The organism is Variovorax sp. VNK109 (assembly GCF_049445855.1).
Classification (GTDB): domain Bacteria; phylum Pseudomonadota; class Gammaproteobacteria; order Burkholderiales; family Burkholderiaceae_C; genus JAGOCV01.
Map to the genome: position 1 here is coordinate 301,387 of NZ_JBMSDV010000004.1, position 21,078 is coordinate 322,464.

At 63.5% G+C, this 21,078-nt stretch carries 17 protein-coding genes; 3 read left to right on the plus strand and 14 right to left on the minus strand.

Annotation, left to right across the window (positions count from 1 at the left end; genetic code table 11):
• Nucleotides 1-3 precede the first annotated feature (3 nt).
• The 14 genes from ACO2Q9_RS15795 to ACO2Q9_RS15860 form a co-directional block, all read right to left on the minus strand.
• Entirely contained in the window at nucleotides 4-1,065 is a 1,062-nt protein-coding gene (locus tag ACO2Q9_RS15795) for a CobW family GTP-binding protein (RefSeq protein ID WP_423312760.1), read from the minus strand.
• Nucleotides 1,066-1,083: 18 nt separating this feature from the next.
• Nucleotides 1,084-2,721, minus strand: coding sequence for an amidohydrolase (locus tag ACO2Q9_RS15800; protein WP_423312761.1), 1,638 nt, complete (start codon nucleotides 2,719-2,721; stop codon nucleotides 1,084-1,086).
• Between the two features lie 57 nt (nucleotides 2,722-2,778).
• Nucleotides 2,779-3,852, minus strand: coding sequence for an ABC transporter ATP-binding protein (locus tag ACO2Q9_RS15805; protein ID WP_423312762.1), 1,074 nt, complete (start codon nucleotides 3,850-3,852; stop codon nucleotides 2,779-2,781).
• Complete coding sequence (locus tag ACO2Q9_RS15810; protein WP_423312886.1) at nucleotides 3,849-4,886, minus strand: ABC transporter ATP-binding protein; 1,038 nt, start codon at nucleotides 4,884-4,886, stop codon at nucleotides 3,849-3,851. Before ACO2Q9_RS15810 ends, ACO2Q9_RS15805 begins: the two co-directional genes overlap by 4 nt.
• Nucleotides 4,883-5,776, minus strand: a complete 894-nt coding sequence (locus ACO2Q9_RS15815; RefSeq protein ID WP_423312763.1) for an ABC transporter permease — start codon at nucleotides 5,774-5,776, stop codon at nucleotides 4,883-4,885. Before ACO2Q9_RS15815 ends, ACO2Q9_RS15810 begins: the two co-directional genes overlap by 4 nt.
• Before the next feature lie 21 nt (nucleotides 5,777-5,797).
• The gene (locus tag ACO2Q9_RS15820; RefSeq protein WP_423312887.1) at nucleotides 5,798-6,769 is read right to left on the minus strand and encodes an ABC transporter permease; all 972 of its coding nucleotides are present in this window, start codon (nucleotides 6,767-6,769) and stop codon (nucleotides 5,798-5,800) included.
• A 79-nt stretch (nucleotides 6,770-6,848) separates the two neighbouring features.
• The gene (locus ACO2Q9_RS15825; RefSeq protein WP_423312764.1) at nucleotides 6,849-8,444 is read right to left on the minus strand and encodes an ABC transporter substrate-binding protein; all 1,596 of its coding nucleotides are present in this window, start codon (nucleotides 8,442-8,444) and stop codon (nucleotides 6,849-6,851) included.
• Nucleotides 8,445-8,576: 132 nt separating this feature from the next.
• Complete coding sequence (locus ACO2Q9_RS15830; RefSeq protein ID WP_423312765.1) at nucleotides 8,577-9,974, minus strand: NAD(P)/FAD-dependent oxidoreductase; 1,398 nt, start codon at nucleotides 9,972-9,974, stop codon at nucleotides 8,577-8,579.
• Nucleotides 9,971-10,390 carry a nuclear transport factor 2 family protein gene (locus ACO2Q9_RS15835; RefSeq protein ID WP_423312766.1) on the minus strand — a complete coding sequence of 140 codons (420 nt, stop codon included), beginning with the start codon at nucleotides 10,388-10,390 and terminating at the stop codon, nucleotides 9,971-9,973. The genes ACO2Q9_RS15830 and ACO2Q9_RS15835 overlap by 4 nt, the downstream gene beginning before the upstream one ends.
• A 126-nt stretch (nucleotides 10,391-10,516) precedes the next feature.
• Nucleotides 10,517-11,377, minus strand: coding sequence for a bifunctional methylenetetrahydrofolate dehydrogenase/methenyltetrahydrofolate cyclohydrolase FolD (gene folD, locus ACO2Q9_RS15840; protein WP_423312767.1), 861 nt, complete (start codon nucleotides 11,375-11,377; stop codon nucleotides 10,517-10,519).
• Nucleotides 11,378-11,384: 7 nt separating this feature from the next.
• On the minus strand, nucleotides 11,385-12,329 hold the full coding sequence (locus ACO2Q9_RS15845; RefSeq protein ID WP_423312768.1) for an electron transfer flavoprotein subunit alpha/FixB family protein: 945 nt from the start codon (nucleotides 12,327-12,329) through the stop codon (nucleotides 11,385-11,387).
• A gap of 17 nt (nucleotides 12,330-12,346) precedes the next feature.
• Nucleotides 12,347-13,096 (minus strand): electron transfer flavoprotein subunit beta/FixA family protein, encoded by a 750-nt coding sequence (locus ACO2Q9_RS15850; protein WP_423307208.1) that lies wholly within the window; start codon nucleotides 13,094-13,096, stop codon nucleotides 12,347-12,349.
• A 37-nt stretch (nucleotides 13,097-13,133) separates the two neighbouring features.
• Complete coding sequence (gene purU / locus ACO2Q9_RS15855; RefSeq protein ID WP_423312769.1) at nucleotides 13,134-13,985, minus strand: formyltetrahydrofolate deformylase; 852 nt, start codon at nucleotides 13,983-13,985, stop codon at nucleotides 13,134-13,136.
• 28 nt (nucleotides 13,986-14,013) lie between these two features.
• Nucleotides 14,014-15,099, minus strand: a complete 1,086-nt coding sequence (locus ACO2Q9_RS15860; protein ID WP_423312770.1) for a LacI family DNA-binding transcriptional regulator — start codon at nucleotides 15,097-15,099, stop codon at nucleotides 14,014-14,016.
• 69 nt (nucleotides 15,100-15,168) lie between these two features.
• On the opposite strand from ACO2Q9_RS15860, the gene ACO2Q9_RS15865 reads away from it, so the two are divergent.
• Genes ACO2Q9_RS15865 through ACO2Q9_RS15875 form a run of 3 tightly spaced genes read left to right on the plus strand, consistent with a single transcriptional unit; the run spans nucleotide 15,169 to nucleotide 21,075 of the window.
• Nucleotides 15,169-17,628, plus strand: coding sequence for a GcvT family protein (locus ACO2Q9_RS15865; RefSeq protein ID WP_423312771.1), 2,460 nt, complete (start codon nucleotides 15,169-15,171; stop codon nucleotides 17,626-17,628).
• Nucleotides 17,629-17,653: 25 nt separating this feature from the next.
• The gene (locus ACO2Q9_RS15870; protein ID WP_423312772.1) at nucleotides 17,654-19,543 is read left to right on the plus strand and encodes an amidohydrolase; all 1,890 of its coding nucleotides are present in this window, start codon (nucleotides 17,654-17,656) and stop codon (nucleotides 19,541-19,543) included.
• The gene (locus tag ACO2Q9_RS15875; protein WP_423312773.1) at nucleotides 19,540-21,075 is read left to right on the plus strand and encodes a PLP-dependent aminotransferase family protein; all 1,536 of its coding nucleotides are present in this window, start codon (nucleotides 19,540-19,542) and stop codon (nucleotides 21,073-21,075) included. Before ACO2Q9_RS15870 ends, ACO2Q9_RS15875 begins: the two co-directional genes overlap by 4 nt.
• The last annotated feature ends 3 nt before the right edge of the window (nucleotides 21,076-21,078 follow it).

Genomic DNA, 21,078 nt, shown 5'->3' on the forward strand with positions numbered 1-21,078 from the left:
GCCTCAGCCCTGCGTAACCATTGTTACGGGCCCTGCATCCAGCCGCGCAGCGGCCAGCGCTTCAGCCAGTTCGCGGCCGGGCAGGCGCCCACGCAGACCGATCGCCACCAGTGTCGGCATGTCCAGCGCGGGCCCTCCCGGCACAGGCGGCGCGGCGCGCAGGGAGCCATGCGTGCCGCCGTACTGCAACACGGCGAGCCCGTGCTCGTCGGTGCGGACCATGCCCTTGAGCCGCATCACCCCGGTGGGCATGCCGCGCAGCAGTTTGCGCAGCGCAGCGGCGCGATACACCGTGTCACCCATGGACGACCAGGTCTCGAACAGGCTGTCGTGATCGATGGCGCCGTGCATGAAGTGGTCGTGCGTGGTGTGGCCGTGCGCGCAGCCGCAGTGCGGGCCATGCGCATGTCCATCGGGCTGCACTGCAGGATCCGCGGCTGGCGCGTGTCCGGCCAGTGCGTCGCCCAGCAGCAGCGCGGGGACGGCGGCATGCGAGGTTTCGTGGCGCGGCGTGCGTGGGACTTCGGCGTCCAGCCGCGCATGCAGATGGGCCAGCGTGACCGCATCGGCCCGGTCGCAATGGTTGACGACCAGCAGGTCGGCGGCCTTCAACTGGCGCAAGAGCGTGTCGGCCAGCAACGGATCGGCCGCATGTCGTTCGAAGCTCGTCGCGTCCACCAGCACCAGCACCGCATCGAGCGCGAGCGCCGGATCGGCCAGGCCCACCTGCGCGATGCGCCACGGATCCGACACGCCGCTGGCTTCGATGACGATGGCCTCGGGCGGCCGGGGCGATTCGATGAGGCCGATCAGCGCAGCCGTGAGGTCGTCTCCGATCGAGCAGCACACGCAGCCGTTGGTGAGTTCGATGGCGTCCGTCTCGCGCGAAGCGACCAGCGCCGCGTCGATGTTGATGGCACCGAAGTCATTCACCAGCACCGCGACACGTCGACCGCCCGCATGCGTGAGCAGGTGGTTGAGCAGCGTCGTCTTGCCCGCGCCCAGGAAGCCGCCGATCACCGTGAGCGGGATGCGGGGCCGGGCGATGGAGGCGGGCGTTGCCATGTCGGACTGCCTGCGCGTTCAGGCCTGCGTGACTTCGCCGCCGATCACGGTGGTCACGATGCGCGCGTCCTTGAGCTGCGCGGGCGCCAGCGCGAGCGGATCGTCGGCCAGCACGCAGAAGTCGGCGAATTTGCCGATCTCGATGGAGCCGACGCGGTCGTCCATGTGCAGCGTGTAGGCCGCGCCCATGGTGATCGCATGCAGCGCTTCCTGCACGCCGATGCGCTGCGCGGCCCCCAGGACCTTGCCGCTGGATGTCAGGCGGTTCACCGCGCACCACGCCGTGAACAGCGGGCCGAGTGGCGTGATCGGCGCGTCGGAGTGGATGGCCATCGGCACGCCGTGGGCCAGCGCGCTCGCGCAGGCATCCATGCGTTCGGCACGGTCGGGGCCCATGGTCTGTTCGCGGTGTGCATCGCCCCAGTAATAGATGTGGTTGGCGAACAGGTTGGCGCACACGCCCATCGCGGCCATGCGGCGGAACTGGTAGTCGTCGGCCATCTGGCAGTGCTGCAGCGTGTGGCGGTGGTCCTGGCGCGGATGCTTTTCCAGCGCCTCCTGGATGCCGTCGAGCGCGACTTCGGTCGCCTCGTCGCCATTCGTGTGGATGTGCAGCGGGAAACCTTCCGCGTGGAAGTGCGCAATGATGGCCTTGAGCTGCGCCGGCGGATGGATCCAGATGCCGTTGGGTGCGCCGTTGTAGTAACCCGGCCAGCGCAGCCGCGCGCTGAAACCCTGGATGGAACCGTCGGCCACGATCTTCACGAGGCCGTAGACCAGCTTGTCGTTGCCCTGCGCCTGACGCGCGCGGATGCGCGCCGCGCCCTGCTGCAGGTTCGTGCTGCCGTCCATGCTCACGTAGGCCGGCACGAAGCGCACGGGGAACGCGGGCTCCGTCGTCACTTCGGTGAGGCCCGCGTGGTTGTGGTCGGACAGGTCGTTCACCAGGTCGGTGGCCGTGGTCACGCCAGCCAGGCGTGCCATCTTGCCGAACATGCGCAGCGCGTCGGGATCGCTGCCTGTCACGCGGAAGATGTTGCCGGTGAGGCGCGTGATCGGGAACATCGCCGCGAACTCCTGCAACTCGCCGCTGGGCTCGCCGTCGTCGAAGCGCGCGATGCCTTCGATCTCCGTGTCGCGCGTGATGCCGGCTGCGGCCAGCGCCGCGCGGTTCACGTTCATCAGGTGCTGGCTCGCGTGCAGGATGATCACCGGCCGCGTGGTGCTCACCTTGTCCAGGTGTTCCACCGTCATGCGCGTGGTGCCGAAGAAGATCGGATCGAAGCCCCAGGCCAGCAGCGGCGTGGCGGGGTCGGTCATGCGCCTTTCGATGTCGATCAGGCGTGCCACCACTTCGTCGAAGCTCTTGCAGCCTTCCCACACCTTGCCGTCGGGCGAGGTGCGTGCGTGGAAGCCCGTGTACGTGAATTTCCAGAGGCCACCGGCCATCAGGTGCGAATGGCCTTCCACCAGGCCGGGCATGATCACCTGGTCGGCAAAGCGCGTGTCCAGCGTGAACTCTCCCCAGAGCTTCATGCGCTCGAGGTCGCCCACGGCGAGAATGCGGCCCTCGCGCACGGCCACGTGTGTGGCCTCGGGTTGGCGCGGGTTCATGGTGATGATCTTGCGGGCCTGGAAAACGGTGATGGCGCTCATGCTCATGGATGTGTCTGTCGGATTCTTGTCAGATGGATTCGGGCAACGCGTCGCAGCTCAGGCCGCGGCCGCGAGCGGCGCTTCGGTCGGCGGCAGCATCAAGGGCGCACTGACCTGCCCGTTGACCACGCTGACGCGGTGACACGCCACCCAGTGACCCGGCTGCACTTCACGCAATGTTTGTGGCCTGGCGCAGTCGGCCACCGCGGCAGGGCAGCGGCCGGCGAAGCGGCAGCCCGCCGGCGGGTTGATCGGGCTTGGTGGATCGCCGCTCAGCTTGATGCGTTGCGCGGCGCGCGCGCGGCCGCCGCTTACCGTCGGCACGGCCGACATCAGCGCGACGCTGTACGGGTGCAGCGGCTTCGAGAAGAACGCGCGGCGCGGCGCACGCTCGACGATCTGGCCGAGGTACATCACCGCGATTTCGTCGCAGATGTGTTCGACCACGGCCATGTCGTGCGAGATGAAAAGGTAGGTCAGCCCCAGGTCCTTCTGCAGCCGCTTCAGGAGGTTGAGGATCTGCGCGCGGATGGCGACGTCCAGCGCGGACACCGGCTCGTCGCACACCACCAGCTCGGGGTTGGTGGCCAGCGCGCGTGCGATGTTGATGCGCTGGCGCTGTCCGCCCGAGAACTGGTGCGGAAACAGGTTCTGCTGCTCGGGCCGCAGGCCGACGGCGGCGAAGAGTTCGTCCACGCGCGCGGCGCGTTGCGCAGGCGTGCCGATGGCCATCAGGTCCAGCGGTGCGCGCACCGCCTCGCCCACGCGCTGGCGCGGGTTGAGTGAGGAGTACGGGTCCTGGAAGATGATCTGGAAACGGCGGCGCGCTTCGCGCAGCGTTTCGCCCTGCACCAGGCTGAGATCGGTCGCGCCCAGGCGCACGCTGCCTTCCGTGATGGGTGCCAGGCGCATCACGGCCAGTGCGGTGGTGGTCTTGCCCGAGCCCGACTCGCCGACCACGGCGAGCGTGGTGCCCCGGCGCACTTCGAAGCTCACGCCGTCGACCGCATGCACCACATCGGCCTTGCCGAACATGCCGCCGCGCTTGCGCGCGAAGTGCACCTTGAGGTCGGTGACCGACAGGAGTACCGGGGGCGGCAGCTGGGGCGTGGAGAGGTCGTGGGTCGTCATGCGGCCATCGCGTCCGTGCGCGCCATGTTCGTGTCTTTGTCCAGCAGCCAGCATGCGGCGGCGTGGGCGGAGGCCCCGCCAGGCGGGCGCACCATGCCCGGCACCTCGCTCGCGCAGCGTGCCATCGCGTGCGGGCAGCGTTCGCGGAACGCGCAGCCCGAGCCGAGCTCCCACAGCGACGGCACGACGCCGGGAATCTCGGCGAGTGTGGTGTCGCTGCCCTCGTCGAGCTGGCTGCTGCCCAGCTCGGGCAGGCACTCGATCAGGCCCTGCGTGTACGGGTGCAGCGGCGAGCCCAGCACTTCGGCGGTGGTGCCCTGTTCGATCACCCGTCCGGCGTACATCACCATCACGCGGTCAGCCATTTCGGCGACGGCGCCCATGTCGTGGGTGATGAGCATGATGGCCGTGCCCTTGTCCTTCTGCAGCGCGCGCAACAGGTCGAAGATCTGTGCCTGTACCGTCACGTCGAGCGCGGTGGTCGGCTCGTCGGCGATCAGGATGTCGGGTTCGCAGGCCAGCGCCATCGCGATCATCACGCGCTGGCGCATGCCGCCGGACATCTGGTGCGGGTATTCGTCCACGCGCTGCCCGGCGGCGGGAATGCCCACCTGTTTGAGCATGGCGATGGCCTTCTCGCGCGCGGCCTGCGGCGACAGCTTCTGGTGCAGGCGCAGCGATTCGCCGATCTGGTCTCCCACGGTGTAGACCGGGTTGAGCGAGGTCATCGGCTCCTGGAAGATCATCGAGATGCGGTTGCCGCGCACTTCGCGCATGCGTGCGGGCGTGGCGGCGAACAGGTCTTCGCCGCGGTACAGCATGCGGCCGCCGGCGACGCGGCCCGGCGGTGTCGGCACGAGCCCGAGCACGGCCAGTGCGGTCATGCTCTTGCCGCAGCCGGACTCGCCGACGATGCACAGCGTCTCGCCGGCGTTCACTTCGAAGCTCACGCCGTTGAGCACCGTCGCCTTGCCACGGCGTGTGTTGAATTCGACGCGCACGTCGTCGACGGTGAGGAGTGCGTCGGTCATCAGCGTTCCCTCAGCTTCGGGTTGAGCGCGTCGTTCAGGCCGTCGCCGATCAGGCTCACGGCCAGCACGGTCAGGAAGATTGCCGCCCCCGGAATCGCCACCGACCACCACGACGACAGCACGTACTGCCGGCTGGATCCGATCATCATGCCCCAGCTCATCTGGTTCGGATCGCCCAGGCCGAGGAACGACAGGCCGGCCTCGAACAGGATGGCCGAGCCCACCGCGAGCGTGCCCGACACCACGAGCGGTGCGAATGCGTTGGGCAGGATCACTCGCCAGATCAGCCGCGCATTGCCCGCGCCGATGGAGCGTTCGGCGCGCACGAACTCGAGGTCGCGCACCTTCATGAACTCGGCGCGCGCAAGACGTGCCGTGCCCGGCCAGCTCACGAGACCGATGGAGAGCGTGACCGTGACGAGGCTCGGCGAGAACAGCGTGACCACGACCATCGCGAACAGCAGCGCGGGCAGCACCTGGAAGAACTCGGTCACGCGCATGAGCGCGGCGTCCACCGCGCCACCATAGAAGCCGGACATCGCGCCGACGGTGATGCCGATGCACACCGACAGCAATGCGGCGACGGCGCCCACCAGCAGTGTGGGGCGCCCGCCATAGAGCAACGAGATCGTGATGTCGCGGCCGAGGTAGTCGGTACCCAGCCAGGCTTCAGCGGTGCCGGGCGGCGTGAGCGGTGCGGCCCGGATCTCGAACGGATCGGCCGGGAAAAGCCACGGGCCGGCGAACGCGAACAGCACGATGATGGTGAGCAACGCCAGGCCGAACACGGCCGACGGGTTGCGCACGAACATGCGCAAGCCTTCCACGATCGGCGACGGCGGTGCCTGGGGTGCCGGAGGCTGTGCAACGGTTGGAGCGGTAGCGGAAGTCATGGGAACAGGTGGCTCGAGCGATCAGCGCGATTTGATTCGCGGATCGATCTGGCGATAACACAGGTCGGTGATCTGGTTCATCACCAGCACCACGATGGAGGCGAACAGCAACACGCCCAGGATGGTCGGGTAGTCACGGCGCAGCACCGACTCGTAAGCGAGCCGGCCGAGGCCGGGCCAGTTGAACACCGTCTCGACCAGGATGGCGCCGGCCATCACGTTGCCGAACTGCAGGCCCAGGATGGTGACCACCGGCAGCACCGCATTGCGCAGCGCATGCTTGTAGAGCACCACACGCTCGGCCAGGCCCTTGGCGCGCGCGGTGCGGATGAAATCGGCGCCCAGCACTTCGAGCATGCTGGCGCGCGCGAGGCGGCTGTACTGTGCGAGGTAGACCAGGCCCAGCGTCAGGGAGGGCAGGACCAGATGATGCGCTACATCCATGATGTCGGCCAGGCCGCCGCCCCCGCTGGAATCGATGGAACGCATGTTCGATATCGGGAACAGGGGCAACGCCGATGCGAGCAGTAGCACAAGCATCATGCCCGTCCAGAACACGGGTGCGGCAAAGCCGACCAGCGAAATTAGATTGATGAGTTGTGAAAGCCATCCATTGGGGCGCCGCGATGCCAGTACACCAAGCGTTGTGCCAATGAAGAATGCGCCCAGAACAGACGTGACGACAAGCAGCAACGTCGCCGGGATGCGTTCGACAATCAGCTGGGTGACTGGCAGGTTGAAGAAATATGAATAGCCGAGATCGAGCTGGGCCACCTTCAGCAGATAGACGCCCAGTTGTGTGGGCAACGGCTGGTCCAGACCGTAGGCCGCGCGTAACTCGGTCTTGAGCTCTTCGGACATGCCTCCGCTGACGCCTGCGATGGTTTCCACCGGATCGCCCGGGGCAGCGTGTACGAGCGCGAAGTTGAGCACCACGACTGCCAGCACCAAAAGCAGCGCTTGCATCAGCCGTGAGCCAATCTGGCGAAGCATGTTCATGAGCGGATCTCCCGTAACTTCAAAGAAGATCGCCCGGCGGCAATGCGGCCGGGCGCTGGCTTTTGCAGGCGACTTACTTCAGGAACACTTCATCGAATGGCGACATGGGTCCCCAGATGGTCATCGGGACATTGCCCAGCTTCTTGCTGGCGGCCGTGTAGTAGGGCATCACATTGATCGAGTACACCGGCAAATCGTCCGTGATGATTTTCTGGAAGGCTGCGTAATAGGCCTTGCGCTTCGTGGGGTCGATGATGCTTCCTGCGGAGTTCAGCAGCTCATCGACTTTCGGGTTCCGGTAGGACTGCGTGTTGGTCCATACGATGGGGCGGATATTCGTCGAAAGATAGGTGCGATGCACGCCGATGACCGGATCGCCCCAGTTGAACACGGCATCCATGGACATGTCGAAGTCGTGGGAGGCCATGCGCTTGGCCCACGCAGGGAAGTCGGCCGAAGTGCGGACCTCCACGGTGATGCCAACCTTTTTCAGCTGGCTGCGCAGGTACTCCGCGACATTTTTCTGCTGGCTATCCGCACCCGGATAGAAGTCAACGGTGACCTTGAACCGCTCGCCGTTGGCACCGGCAGGGTACCCGGCTTCGTCGAGCATCGCGGCCGCCTTCTTGAGATCAAACGGATACTTGATGACGTCGGGGACTGCAAAGGGGCTGGAGTCGGAGATGGGACCGTCTGCCACCTTGGCAAACCCGCCCATCAGTGCCTTCACGATGAAGTTCTTGTCGATGGCGGTGGCAATCGCCTTTCGCACCTTGACATCCGACATCGGTTTGCGTTCGAGATTGAAAGCAAGCCAGTTGATCGGGCCGATGCCTTCGTAGCCCTGCGCAGTGAGTGTGACGTTGGCGTCCTTGCCCAGTCTCTGGAGATCCGGGGGGTTGGTCACGAAAGGCAGCATGTGAATCGTGCCGCGCTCCAGACCCAGCAGCAGACTGGACATGTCGGGGTTGATGTCCGTGATGATTCTGTCCAGATAGGGCTTGCCGGGCAGGAAGAACTTGTCGAACTTCTCCATGACAATGCGTTGACCTGCCTTGAACTCGGTGAGGCGGAACGGCCCGGAGCCGACGACATCTGCGGAATTGCGCGGGTGCGACTTCAGGTCAGTGCCGTCGCCATAGATGTGCTTGGGCATGATCGGGCAGAGGCCAGGCGACATCGCAAGCAGGATGGCGGGATGGGGCACGCTCATGCGCACGATGGCGGTATGCGGATCGGGCGTGTCGACCCTGGACACCGGTCCGAGCATGGTCGTGAACGGGTGGTTGGCCTTGATTGCCATGATCGAAAACGCCACATCTTCCGAGGTGACAGGCTTGCCGTCATGGAAGACGGCATTCTTTCTCAGGTTGAGGGTGAGCGTCATGCCGTCAGGCGACAGCGACCATTTCTCGGCAAGGTACGGCTGGGGCTCCCACTTGTCGTTGTATCGCAGCGGGCTGGCAAACAACTGCGCCGATGGCATGGCCGTGGCTGCACCCGATTGCACAGCGCCGTTCAGATGGCGAGGCACTTGAGTAGATCCGATCACGAGTGTTCCACCAGCCTTCTGGGCCAGGGCCGTCATGGGCGCGGCAGCAACGACTGCAAGGGATGCAAGTGACACCAGCGCACGGCGGCGCAGCGATAGCGAACTGAACAAGTTCATCAGAGATCTCCTGTGAGAAGGGTGAACGCTCGAGGCGGTGGATGGCTGCTTTCCGGGGTGCAAATTCCATGCCTCTCGATGGGGCCAGGCCGTACTTGATGATGGGGCCAGCGCAGGTGCCCGATGGCGCAGTCAGAGCTCATCGCGCAGCCAGTACCACTTGTACGCCATGGCTTGTCCAAGTCGCCTGAAAGGCGCGGCCCAGTGACCGGGCAACTCGCCCTTGTAGATCGGCAGCTCGAAAACTTCACGGCCACGATCCTTGCCGACGACGCGCTCAGCGAGCCGCTTGCCTGCATGTGCCGAATACGAGACGCCATTGCCACCGTAGCCAACGCCGTACCAGATCGTCTGGGAGGGGTCTGGCTGGACGAATCGCGGCATCGCGTCGTGACTCACGTCGACCCATCCCCACCACGAGTAATCGATATCAATTCCGGTAAGGGGAGGGAATTTGCGTGCGATCGCGTCCGTGAGGAGTTTCAGGTGCTCGGGGTGCTCGGCATCTGCTCCCGAGACGGAGCTGCGGCTACCGATCTGCAGCCGGTTCCCTTTCAGGAGACGGTAGTAGAAGCGGAGCGTTCGGGTGTCCGTCAGGAATGTCAGTGACTTGAACTTCGTGGCCTCGAGTTCGGCCGCTGTCAACGGGCGCGTGACGATCGAATTCGACAGGATCGGCATGACCTTGTTCTTCAGCGACGGATGCAGCTCTTGTCCGGTGTAGCCGCCCGTGCATACCACCACGCGCCTGGCACGGACCGTGCCCCCGGGCGTACGCAGATGGTGCACGCCGCCAATGGTTTCCCATCCCTGGACGGGGCTTGCTGTATGGAGCTTCACGCCCAAGGCGCGCGCTGCCCTGATTGCACCAAATGTGTACTTGAGTGGATGGATGCCGATACCGTCCGGCTCGAGCAATGCGCCCGCCGCCTCGCGCTCATCGCAGTAGTTTTCCCGGATTTCCTCTGGCGTGAGCATGCGTGCGTCGTAGCCGAAATGCTCGCGCATGACTTGCGTCTCGTTCGAGAGATATGCAAGCATGGATTTGCGATGGGCTACATACAGATGTCCGCCGTCATGTGCATCGCAGTCGAACTCCTTCGTCAACATCCGAAAGGTTTCGAAGCCATCGCGTACTTCAGCGTCGAGTTTCTTTGCGGTTTCCAACCCCCAGCGCTTGATCCAGCCAGACCGCTTCATGCGGCCGCTGGCGTTCTGGCCTTGACCGCCGCTTCGGCTCGAGCAGCCCCATGAGGCCTTGTTGGCCTCCAGGACCACGGCTTGCACGCCCTGCTCACGCGCCAGGAAGAGTGCGGTGGCAATACCTGTTGCCCCTGAACCGATGATGACGACATCGGCGTCGAAATCGGAGGTGACGGCGCCATCGTCCTCTGGCGGTGTTCCGGCCGTTGCAACCCAGTAGGTCGGGGCATAGTCACGCCCGGTGCCGGGTACGGACGTGACCAGTGGGTCATGTTTCGGGTCGTAGCCTGTGTCTCCTGTCAACCCGGCAAAGGCGGCTGCAGTCATGCCGGGCTCCGTGCGGTCACCGCAGGGACGTTGGGCCGCACCTTCCGGTAGGCGTTCTTGAGTGCGATCTTGCCATTCCTGAAGCGGAAAAGATCCACGCCCTCCACCTCGACGCGACTTCCGTCGGCCGCAGTGCCGCTGAACAGCCACTGCGATACCCCGAAGTCTCCCTGGACAAAGTGCCGGCCATTGGCCCAGTGCGCATCCGGCAATTGAGACCAGGCACCGGCAAATGCCTGGCGCACTGCTTCAGGCCCGACATGCCGGGTGCCGCAAGCATCCGGGCCCGCTGCGGTTTCGAAGACGCAGTCGTCACTCATGAACGACATCAGCGCGTCCACGTCGTGGCGATTCCAGGCGTCGCTGAACGCTGCAAGCGTGGCCTCGGTAACTGGGGTGAAAGAAGATTGGCTCAAGGGAACTCCTGACGACGGACAACAACGGTATTTCGGATGTTCAAGACTATCGAGGCTGATTCCCCCGGCATAGGGCCAGCTTGGACCGATCGAATGGGCCAGCCGTTCAGGCTTCGGGCTGGCCGATCAGGAAACGACGAGCGACGCTGCGTTCGTGGCGGACATGAGCGTGTTGGAAATCAACATCGTTACGGTCATTGGGCCTACGCCTCCGGGAACAGGCGAGATGTGGCTCGCCTTCTCCCGTACGCCGGCAAAATCCACGTCTCCAGTGATGGAGCCGTCGGCGAGTCGATTGATGCCTACGTCGATGACCACAGCACCGCGCTTGACCATTTGCGGAACGATGAGATTCGGGTGACCTGCTGCGACGACCAGGATGTCTGCCAGCAGCGTGTACTGTCCGAGGTCCTTCGTCAATGCGTGGCAAACAGAGATGGTGGCCCCAGCCTGGAGCATCATCAATGCCATCGGCTTGCCGACAATGTTGCTGGCGCCCACGATGACAACGTTCTGCCCTGCGATGGGTATGCCCTCCGACTCGAGCATGGCCATGACTGCCTGGGGCGTGCATGGTGCGAACGCGGGATGCCCCGCAGCCAGTGCGCCAACGTTGTACAGATGAAAGCCATCGACGTCCTTGTCACGCGAGATCTTCTGCAGGACCGGGCCGATATCGATGTGCGGTGGCAGTGGCAACTGCACCAGGATTCCATGGACGGCATCGTCGTTGTTGAGTGCATCGATCTGTTCGATCAATTCTTTCTGCGAAACCGAGGACGGCAGCCGGACGAGATGGGACTCGATGCCGACTTCCCGGCACGCCTTGATCTTGTTGTTGACGTACACGATTGACGCGGCACTCTCGCCGACGAGAACAACGGCCAGACCAGGCTTCGTTCCTGAATCCACCAGTTGGGCGACGCGAACGCGATAGTCTTCCCTGAGTCGCCGGGCCAACGCTCGGCCATCGATGATCTTTGCCATGGAGGACCTATGCCAATCGCGCCAGTTCAGGCACTGCAGTGAACAGGTCGGCCTCCAGCCCGTAGTCGGCCACGCTGAAGATCGGGGCTTCGGGGTCCTTGTTGATCGCCACGATCACCTTGGAGTCCTTCATGCCGGCCAGATGCTGGATGGCCCCCGAGATGCCCGCTGCGATGTACAACTGCGGCGCCACGATCTTGCCCGTCTGGCCTACCTGCAGGTCGTTGGGCGCGTAGCCCGCGTCCACCGCAGCGCGGCTGGCGCCGATGGCAGCGCCCAGCTTGTCGGCCAGCGGCGTCATCACTTCATTGAACTTCTCCGAGCTGCCCAGCGCCCGGCCACCGGAGACGATGATCTTGGCGGCGGTGAGTTCGGGGCGTTCGCTCTTGGCGATCTCCGAGCCCACGAAGCTGCTCTTGCCGTTGCCCGATGCTGCTGCCGGGGTTTCAATGGCCGCGCTGCCACCCGTGGCTGCTGCCGGGTCGAAGGCCGTGGTGCGCACCGTGATCACCTTGGTGGCATCAGCGCTTTGCACCGTGGCGATGGCGTTACCGGCGTAGATCGGGCGCTCGAAAGTATCGGCAGCATCGACCTTGGTGATGTCGCTGATCTGCGCGACGTCCAGCCGGGCGGCGACGCGAGGTGCCACGTTCTTGCCGCTGGCCGTGGCCGGGAACAGGATGTGGCTGTAGTTGCCGGCAATCGCGAGGACTTGCGCCGCGACGTTCTCGGCCAGGCCGTGGGCGAAGCCTTCGCCGTCGGCGTGGATGACCTTGGCGACACCGGCGATCTGGCTGGCGGCCTTCGCGGCTTCTGCCGCGTTGTGACCAGCGACCAGCACATGGACATCACCACCGCAAGCGGCGGCGGCCGTCACGGTGTTGAGCGTGGCGGGCTTGATGGAAGCGTTGTCGTGTTCTGCCACAACGAGAGCATTTGCGAGAGTGGACATGTATTTCTCCTGCTTCCTCAGATAACCTTGGCTTCGTTCTTGAGCTTGTCCACCAGCGTGGCCACGTCCGGCACCTTGATGCCGGCCTTGCGGCCCGCAGGCTCCGTCACCTTCAGCGTCTTCAGGCGCGGCTTCACGTCCACGCCCAGGTCTTCGGGCTTGACGGTATCCAGCTGCTTCTTCTTGGCCTTCATGATGTTGGGCAGCGTGACGTAGCGCGGCTCGTTCAAACGCAGGTCGGTGGTAATGACCGCCGGCAGCGTGAGCGCCAGCGTCTCCAGACCGCCGTCCACTTCACGGGTGACCTTGACCTTGTCGCCGTCGACTTCGACCTTGCTGGCAAACGTCGCTTGCGGCAGGTCGGCCAGGGCAGCGAGCATCTGGCCCGTCTGGTTGGCGTCGTCGTCGATCGCCTGCTTGCCCAGGATCACGAGCGAGGGCTGCTCCTTGTCCACAAGGGCCTTGAGCAGCTTGGCCACGGCCAGCGGCTGCAGCTCTTCGGCCGTCTCCACCAGGATCGCGCGGTCAGCGCCGATGGCCATCGCCGTGCGCAGCGTCTCCTGGCATTGCGTCACGCCGCAGGAGACAGCAATGACTTCCGTCACAACACCCTTCTCTTTCAGGCGCACCGCCTCTTCGACCGCAATCTCGTCAAAGGGGTTCATGCTCATCTTCACATTGGCAATGTCCACCCCGCTGCCATCGGACTTCACTCGGACTTTGACGTTGTAGTCCACCACGCGTTTCACGGGTACCAGCACTTTCATTTCGGTTTCCTTATTGACCATGAATGGGTCGTGGCCCTCAACGGAACACGACTGTCTTGTGTCCGTTCGGCAATACACGTCTTTGCGCATGCCAGGTGACGGCCCTTGCCAGGACGGCGCTCTCGATGTCACGTCCCATCGCCGTGAGCGCCTCTGGCTGCATCGAGTGGTCTGCACGAGCGACGTCCTGCTCGATGATGGGTCCTTCATCCAGTTCTGCGGTGACGTAGTGGGCCGTCGCGCCAATCAACTTGACGCCTCTGTCAAAAGCCTGTTGATAGGGGCGCGCGCCCTTGAAGCTCGGCAAGAAGGAATGGTGGATGTTGATCGCGCGCCCCGCGAGAGAGCGGCAAAGATCGTCTGAAAGGATCTGCATGTAGCGCGCAAGCACGACCAGCTCGGCTTGCGTCGACTCCACAATCTCCAGCAGTCGCCCCTCTGCAGCTGACCGTGTCGCAGCAGTCACGGGTACGTGGTGAAAGGGAATGTCGTGGGCCGCTGCGAGCTGGTAGAAATCCCGATGGTTGGAAACAATGGCTCGAATTTCCAGTGGCAACTGCCCTGTGCGATGACGGAACAACAGGTCGTTGAGGCAGTGCCCAAGCCTGGAAACCATCAGTACGGTCGGCATGCGCCGCCCATGTTCGCTCAGTTCCCACTCCATCTCCATGGGCTCGGCTACTGCGTTGAAGCTGGCCCGCAGCGCGTCCAGACTGTCCTCGCCCTTGGTGGAGAACTGGACACGCATGAAAAAAAGACCGGTGCTGGCATCGTTGTACTGGGCCGCTTCCGAGATGTTGGCCCCGCGGCTGGCGAGGAATCCCGATACTGCGGCAACGATGCCGACCCGGTCGTTGCATGAGAGAGTGAGAACGTAGGTGTGCGTCATGTCAAGGTAGGTGAAAGAAGCGATGGCTTCATGTGACTGCGGGACGAGTGGTTTCCCTCTCGACCAGTGCGAGCGGGAGCGCGACAGCGTGCGGAGCGTCCCGGCCTTCCATCCGGGCGAGAAGCAACTCCGCAGCACCACGGCCCATTTCCGTGCATGGGACGTGCATGGTGGTCAGCGGCGGTGTGAAGGCGGCGGCCCATTCGAGGTTGTCGAAGCCGGTGATTTCGACATCGTCCGGAATCGAGAGTCCATGTTTGCGCGCCTCCAGCAGCGCGCCAACAGCGAGCACATCGTTGCCGCACATCACGGCTGTGGGCTGTGAGGCTGCGTAGACGGCAGAAAAGCCTCGACTTCCCTCGGCGATGGTGTAGTCGCCCTGGAAAACCGCATCGGCAGGCAGAGGGAAGCCGTGCTTTCTCAACTCGGCACGGAAGCCCTCGAGCCGCAACGCCATCCGATCATTGCGGCGCGTGTCGCCCGTGACCATGGCGAAGCGCTTGTGGCCTGCGGCGATGAAGTGCGCAGCGATGCGCCGACCTGCTCCGCGGTTGTCGTAACCGATACAGGGGTGCGGCGATTTCGGATCGAACACGTCGGTGCAAACGTATTTCACGTCGTTCGCGTCGAGCAATTCGAACAACTCCGGCCGATGCTTGAAGCCGACGAGGATCAACGCGTCCACACCTGAATGCACAAGCCGCCGGGCCTGCCTGAGCTCTTCGTCCATGTCGAAGTGATAGGCGCCCATGACAAGGCTGTAGCCAGCCGCGTGGCAAGCAATTTGCACGGCGTCGATGTAGTCCGCAAACACCGAGTACCCGATGTGCGGGATCAGCGCACCCATCACATACGAGCGGCCGCGCGACAGCGCCCGTGCGGATGGGCTCGGCTCGAAGTCGAGCTCGGCGGCCGCTGCCAGTACGCGTGCACGGGTGGATTCTGCGACGAGATCTGGTCGATTCAGCACGCGTGAAACGGTGGCGGGGGACACGCCTGCCTTGTGCGCGACTTCACGCAGATTGGATCGGGATGAAGACATGGATAAATGTTGAAAAGCCTTGTTGCGAAGGCTGTTTGTATATATTATGAAACCGGTTTCATAAATTGACAAGCAATTCTCCTTGCGCTGATTCGGGATGTCTTGAATGGATTGCTTGTGTTGTCTATCAGGAGTCTGGATATGCAGGATCTACCGGCGCGCTGCGACGTGATCATCATTGGCGGGGGCATCGTCGGTTGCTCCATTGCCTACCATTTGACGAAGCTTGGAATCCGCGATGTGTTGCTGCTCGAGAGGCGTCAGCTCACCTGTGGAACAACGTGGCACGCTGCAGGACTGGTGCCCCAGCTGCGTGCGACGAGGACGCTCACCGAACTGGCCAAATACACATCCGAACTGCTTGTCACGCTCGAGGCGGAGACCGGCCAGGCGACCGGCTTCAAGCAGAACGGCTCGATCGGGGTTGCGCTGACCGAAGCGCGGTTCGAAGAATTCAAAAGAACCGGAGCCATGGGCCGGGCGTTCGGGGTTGAGGTCGAGTTCCTCACGCCTTCCGACATCCAGTCAAGGTATCCGCTTCTCGCGGACAAGGACGTTGTTGGCGGTATCTGGACGCCCAACGACGGGCAGACCAATCCTGTCGATACCACGCAAGCGTTTGCGAAGGGTGCCCGTATGGGGGGCGCGCGCATCGTGGAGAACGCGGAGGTGATGGACATCGTCATCGAAAACGGACGTGCTGTCGGTGTGAAGGTCCGTCATGATGGTGCCGAAGGCGAGGTCCGTGCGGGCACGGTGGTACTGGCCGCCGGCATGTGGAGTCACTGGGTGGGCAGACAGGTGGGCCTGCGGTTGCCACTGCAGGCTGCAGAGCATTTCTACATCGTGACTGAGCCCATTGCCGATCTGCCTTCCAACTTGCCTGTGCTGCGGGTGCCGGACGAGTGGGCTTACTACAAGGAAGATGCGGGCAAGTTGCTGCTGGGGGCCTTCGAACCCGTGGCGAAGCCATGGGCCCTCGATGGAATCCCCAAGGATTTCTTCTTCGACGAACTGCCGGACGACTTCGATCACTTCGAGCCGGTGCTGACGCGCGCGATGGACCGCGTTCCCGTGCTCCAGCGCACGGGCATTGCCACCTGGTTCAACGGTCCCGAAAGCTTTACACCGGACGACCGTTACCTCCTTGGTGAAACGGCCGAGGTTCGGGACCTGTTTGTCGCCTGTGGATTCAACTCGATCGGAATCCAGAGCTCAGGAGGGGCGGGCAAAGTTCTGGCCGAATGGATCCGGGACAGGCGCTCGCCCGTGGACCTGCCGGGCATGGACGTTCGCCGCATGCACCCGAGCCAAGGCACTCGCGCATATCTCAAGGATAGAACCAAAGAGACCCTCGGGCTTCTGTTCGCCATGCACTGGCCGTTTCGCCAGGTCGAAACAGCGAGAGGCGCACGCCGTACGGCGTTTCACGATCGCCTGATCGCGCAAGGCGCATGCATGGGCGAGCTTGCGGGCTGGGAGCGCTCGAACTGGTTCGGCGCTCCGGGCAGCAGGCCATCGTACGAGTACAGCTACGGTCGGCAGAACTGGTTTGACGCCGCTGGCGCAGAGTGCCGCGCGGCACGCGATTCCGTGGCACTGTTCGATCAATCGTCGATGCCCAAATTCATCGTTCAGGGGCGTGACGCCTGTGCGGTGCTCGAGCGACTTTCCACCAATCGCATCGACGTCCCGCCGGGACGCATTGTGTATACGCAATGGCTCAACGAAAGAGGCGGGATCGAAGCCGACCTCACGATCACCCGTCTCACAATCGACAGCTTCATGGTCGTGAGTTCGGTGTCAACGCAGATACGTGACCTCGCCTGGCTACGTGAGCACATCCCCGAAGGCGCGTTCTGCACGGTGACGGATGTGACCTCTGGCATGCCGATGCTGGGTCTTATGGGGCCGAATGCACGCGCATTGCTCGCGGAAGCCAGCAATGCGGATTTCTCCAACGACGCATTTCCGTTCGGAACCTCGCAGGAAATCGAAATCGGCTATGCCATCGTGCGGGCCAATCGCATCACGTATGTCGGAGAACTGGGTTGGGAGATTTACATCCCCGCGGAGTTCGCGTTGCATGTTTTTGACCGCTTGATGGAGATTGGTGTCAGGCATGGGTTGAAGCTGGCTGGCTTCCATGCCTTGAACGCCTGTCGAATGGAAAAAGGCTATCGCCATTGGGGCGATGACATCGGCATCGAGGATTCACCTTTGCATGCGGGCCTCGGCTTCACCTGCGCCTGGGACAAGCCCGGTGGATTCATCGGACTGGAGGCATTGAAGGCGCAGAAGGCAGCGGGCGTCCCCCATCGGCGCCTTGTGCAGTTCCGGCTAGCCGACGACGCGGAACTGCTCTATCACGAGGAGCCCATATTTGCCGATGATCGTCCAGTGGGCGTCATCACATCCGGCATGTATGGTCATCGCATCGGCGCGTCGCTCGGGATGGGGTATGTGCGACTGGACGAGCCGGTAACGGCGGACCGGCTGGCTTCGCTGCGCTTTGAAATCGGCATCGGTGACCGTCGCGTGCCGGCCCAGGCGCAGCTCGGGCCGTGGTACGACCCGAAGAACGAACGCATCCGTACCTGAATCATCTCCGCACAGAAAGCACATCATGAATGAGCAATCCACCCATCACGCGGCACCCCTGACCATATTCAAAGCGCGCCGCATCATCACCATGGACCCGTCCTTGCCCGAGGCGACTGCCGCAGGCGTGATCGATGGACGGATCGTCGCCGTCGGCGACATGGCGTCGATGGCGCCATGGCGCGAGGGTCGGCGAGTGATCGTGGACGAGCGTCTTGCGGACAAGGTGCTGATGCCGGGCTTCATCGACAACCATCTGCATCCGTTCCTGGGCGCACTGCTCACGCCCATGGAGGTCATCGCCCCAGAGGCCTGGCGGCTGGAAGGTGGTCGTGTTGCGCCCGCCGCGACGACCCCGGAGCAGTATCGCGCGCTGCTCGAAGCGCGTTTGGCCGCAAGGACCGATCATTCCGACTGGTTCATCAGCTTCGGATACCAGCCTTCGGAGCACGGGGTTTGGGGCCGGGCCGAACTGGATGCGCTCTGCCCTGATCGGCCGGTGATTCTCTGGCAACGCTCGTTCCATGAAACCTACATGAACAGTTCGGCAATCGCGAAACTGGAACTGGACGAGCTGGAACTTGCCAGGCACCCACAGATCGACCTTGCGCGGGGCCACTTCTACGAGACGGGGAACAAGGTCGTTGTCGCGAAGCTCATGCCACGGTTCCTGCGGCCGGACTGGTACTACCGCGGGTTGAACATCACCGCGGACCTCATGCAGCGCGGAGGGATTACGACCGCTGCCGATATGCTGTTCGGGGCGCTTGATCCTGACTATGAGATCGCTGCACTCAGAGCGTGCATCGAAGAGCCGGGGCGCCCCCTGCGCGTGGTGAATGTCGCTGACGCACGGAGCTTCGCGAATCGCGCCGCTGGCCGCGCAGTCATGGGCGGGCCGGATCAACCCATCGACTTCTCCGGTGCGTTGCCGGTCATCGAGGCTCTGCAGGCCAAAGCCAGCCCGAGGGTGAAATTCCTGCGTGCGGTGAAACTGTTTGCCGATGGCGCCATGTTCTCGCAGCTGATGCAGATGAACCCGCCGGGATACATCGATGGTCATCAGGGCGAATGGCTCATGAGTCCCGAGGTTCTTGCAAGCGGCGTCGAAGCCTTCTGGAACGCGGACTATCAGATTCATGTCCACGTCAACGGTGACGGTGGCATGGATGCAGTGCTGAATGCGCTGGCCGGGGCCCAATCTCGCAGGCCTCGTTTTGACCATCGCTTCATGATGCATCATGTAGGCTTTCATACGAACGCCCAATCCACCCGCATGGCTGCACTCGGCGCCCACGCCTCCGTCAATAGTTACTACATCCATGCGCTTGCCGACGGCTACGCACGCCTGGGCCTGGGGCCTGAGCGTGCATCGCAGATCGTCCGGGCCGGGTCCATGAAGCGGGCGGGGCTCAAAGTGTCGTTCCACTCGGATTTCATGATGGCGCCCCTGGAACCGTTGACGCTTGCATGGTGCGCTGCGACGCGAACGACACGAAGTGGCGCCCGGATCGCGCCGGAAGAGCGGGTGTCGCTGGACGAGGCCCTCGCCGGCATCACGATCGATGCAGCCTTCGGGTTGGGGCTCGATCATGAGATCGGGTCGATTTCTTGCGGCAAGAAGGCGGATTTCACCGTACTTGAGGACGATCCGTACGATCTCGGTGGCGAACGGCTACGCGAGGTGCGCGTTGCCGGGACGGTGTTTGAAGGAGAGGTCCACTTGCTCGCAACGCCCGCATCCAGCGTCACGCTTTCCGATGCACGGCGCGATCCACCGGCACGGCCACGGACGCCCAAGCGGTCGGCTGCACCGCGATACAGGATGGTGGCCGGTGGGTGCGTTGCTGACGGCGATCCATGCGTTTTCATGCGGCAGCTGCCGGGTCTGGCGGCCCAAACACTGCGAGCATGAAAAAGGCCTTCCTGCCGCAGTCTCCGCTCTCTCCGCAATGGGCGCCACTCTTTGCGTTGTCGGAGCAGACCGGCCTGTCCCTGCAGGCGAGGCTCCGGCAAGCGGTTGTGCATGCGATCCTCGAAGGCCATCTCGCTCCCGGTTCGGCCTTGCCGTCATCGCGCGAGCTCGCGCGCGCGCTGGAAATTTCACGCAATACGGTCAGCGCTGCCTACGACCAACTCATTGAAGAGGCTTACCTCGAAACCCGTCCGCGGATGGGTGTCTTCGTGACCAGCGGAGCCAAGCCCGCACAGGTGCAATCAAAAGCGGTATCCGGTTTCAACAACAATGCTGAAGGGCTGAAAACACACGGCGGTGGGACGAGGACGCTCGACTGGGCCCAACGCGTGCACCGCTCGCTCAAGGGCAAGCCAACGCTCTCCAAACCCGATCGCTGGCGCGAATTCGAGTATCCGTTCGTCTATGGCACGCACGACGCGCAATTGTTTCCGACGGCAGATTTCAGGGAATGTTGCACGCGCAGCCTGGCACGCGTCCAGCTTTCGCAGTGGACGCCTGATCTCGAAACGGCGGACGTGACGGAACTTCTGGAGCAGATACGCCAGCGGCTGCTTCCAAAGCGGGGTGTTTTTGCATCCCCCGAAGAAATCCTGGTCACTGTCGGCGCGCAACACGCCTACTACCTGCTCGCAGACGCTTTACTGGACGGCTCGTCGCGCCTTGGCATGGAAGAGCCCGGTCATCCCCATGCACGCAACGCATTCCTCATGCGAACGCGACAAGTTCATTCAATTCCCGTGGATGATGAAGGTGTGGTTGTAGATGGGCTTCCTGACCTGGACTATTTGTTCGTCACGCCGTCACACCAGAGCCCAACCACCGGCACACTGAGCCTCGACCGTCGGGAAGAGCTGCTATTGCAGGCGAAGCAGAAAGATTTTGTTCTCATCGAAGATGACTACGAGGCGGAGAATCTGTACGAGGGCGCTCCGATGCCAGCACTCAAAAGCATGGACCGGCTCGGGCGTGTGATCTATATCGGTTCATTGTCCAAGAGCCTTTCGCCCGCACTGCGCCTGGGATACATCGTTGCGCCGAAGGAACTCATAGCCGAGCTTCGTCTTCTGCGCCACGCCATGGTGCGGCACCCCAGCGCGTTCCTGCAGCACGCCTATGCACTGTTCATCTCGCTCGGGCATCACGACTCGCACGCGCGACGTGTGAACCAGGAAATGCAGCAGCGCCTCTCGGCCGTGGCCGCAGCGCTGCACACCTATCTGCCGCAAATGCGATTCACGCTGCCGCAAGGCGGCGCTTCGGTGTGGGTGCAGATGCCGGCCGGCATGGATGGAGCGGCATTGGCCGTCGCTGCGCGCGGGCATGGCGTGCTCATCGAGCCGGGCGACGTGTTCTTCAACGAGCCGCCGTCACCCTGCCCTTATTTCCGCCTTCGGCTGTCATCGATCACGCTGGACCAGATCGGGCCGGGCATCGAGGCGCTGTCGCGCGCGGTGCGTGGGCTGGATTGAAGC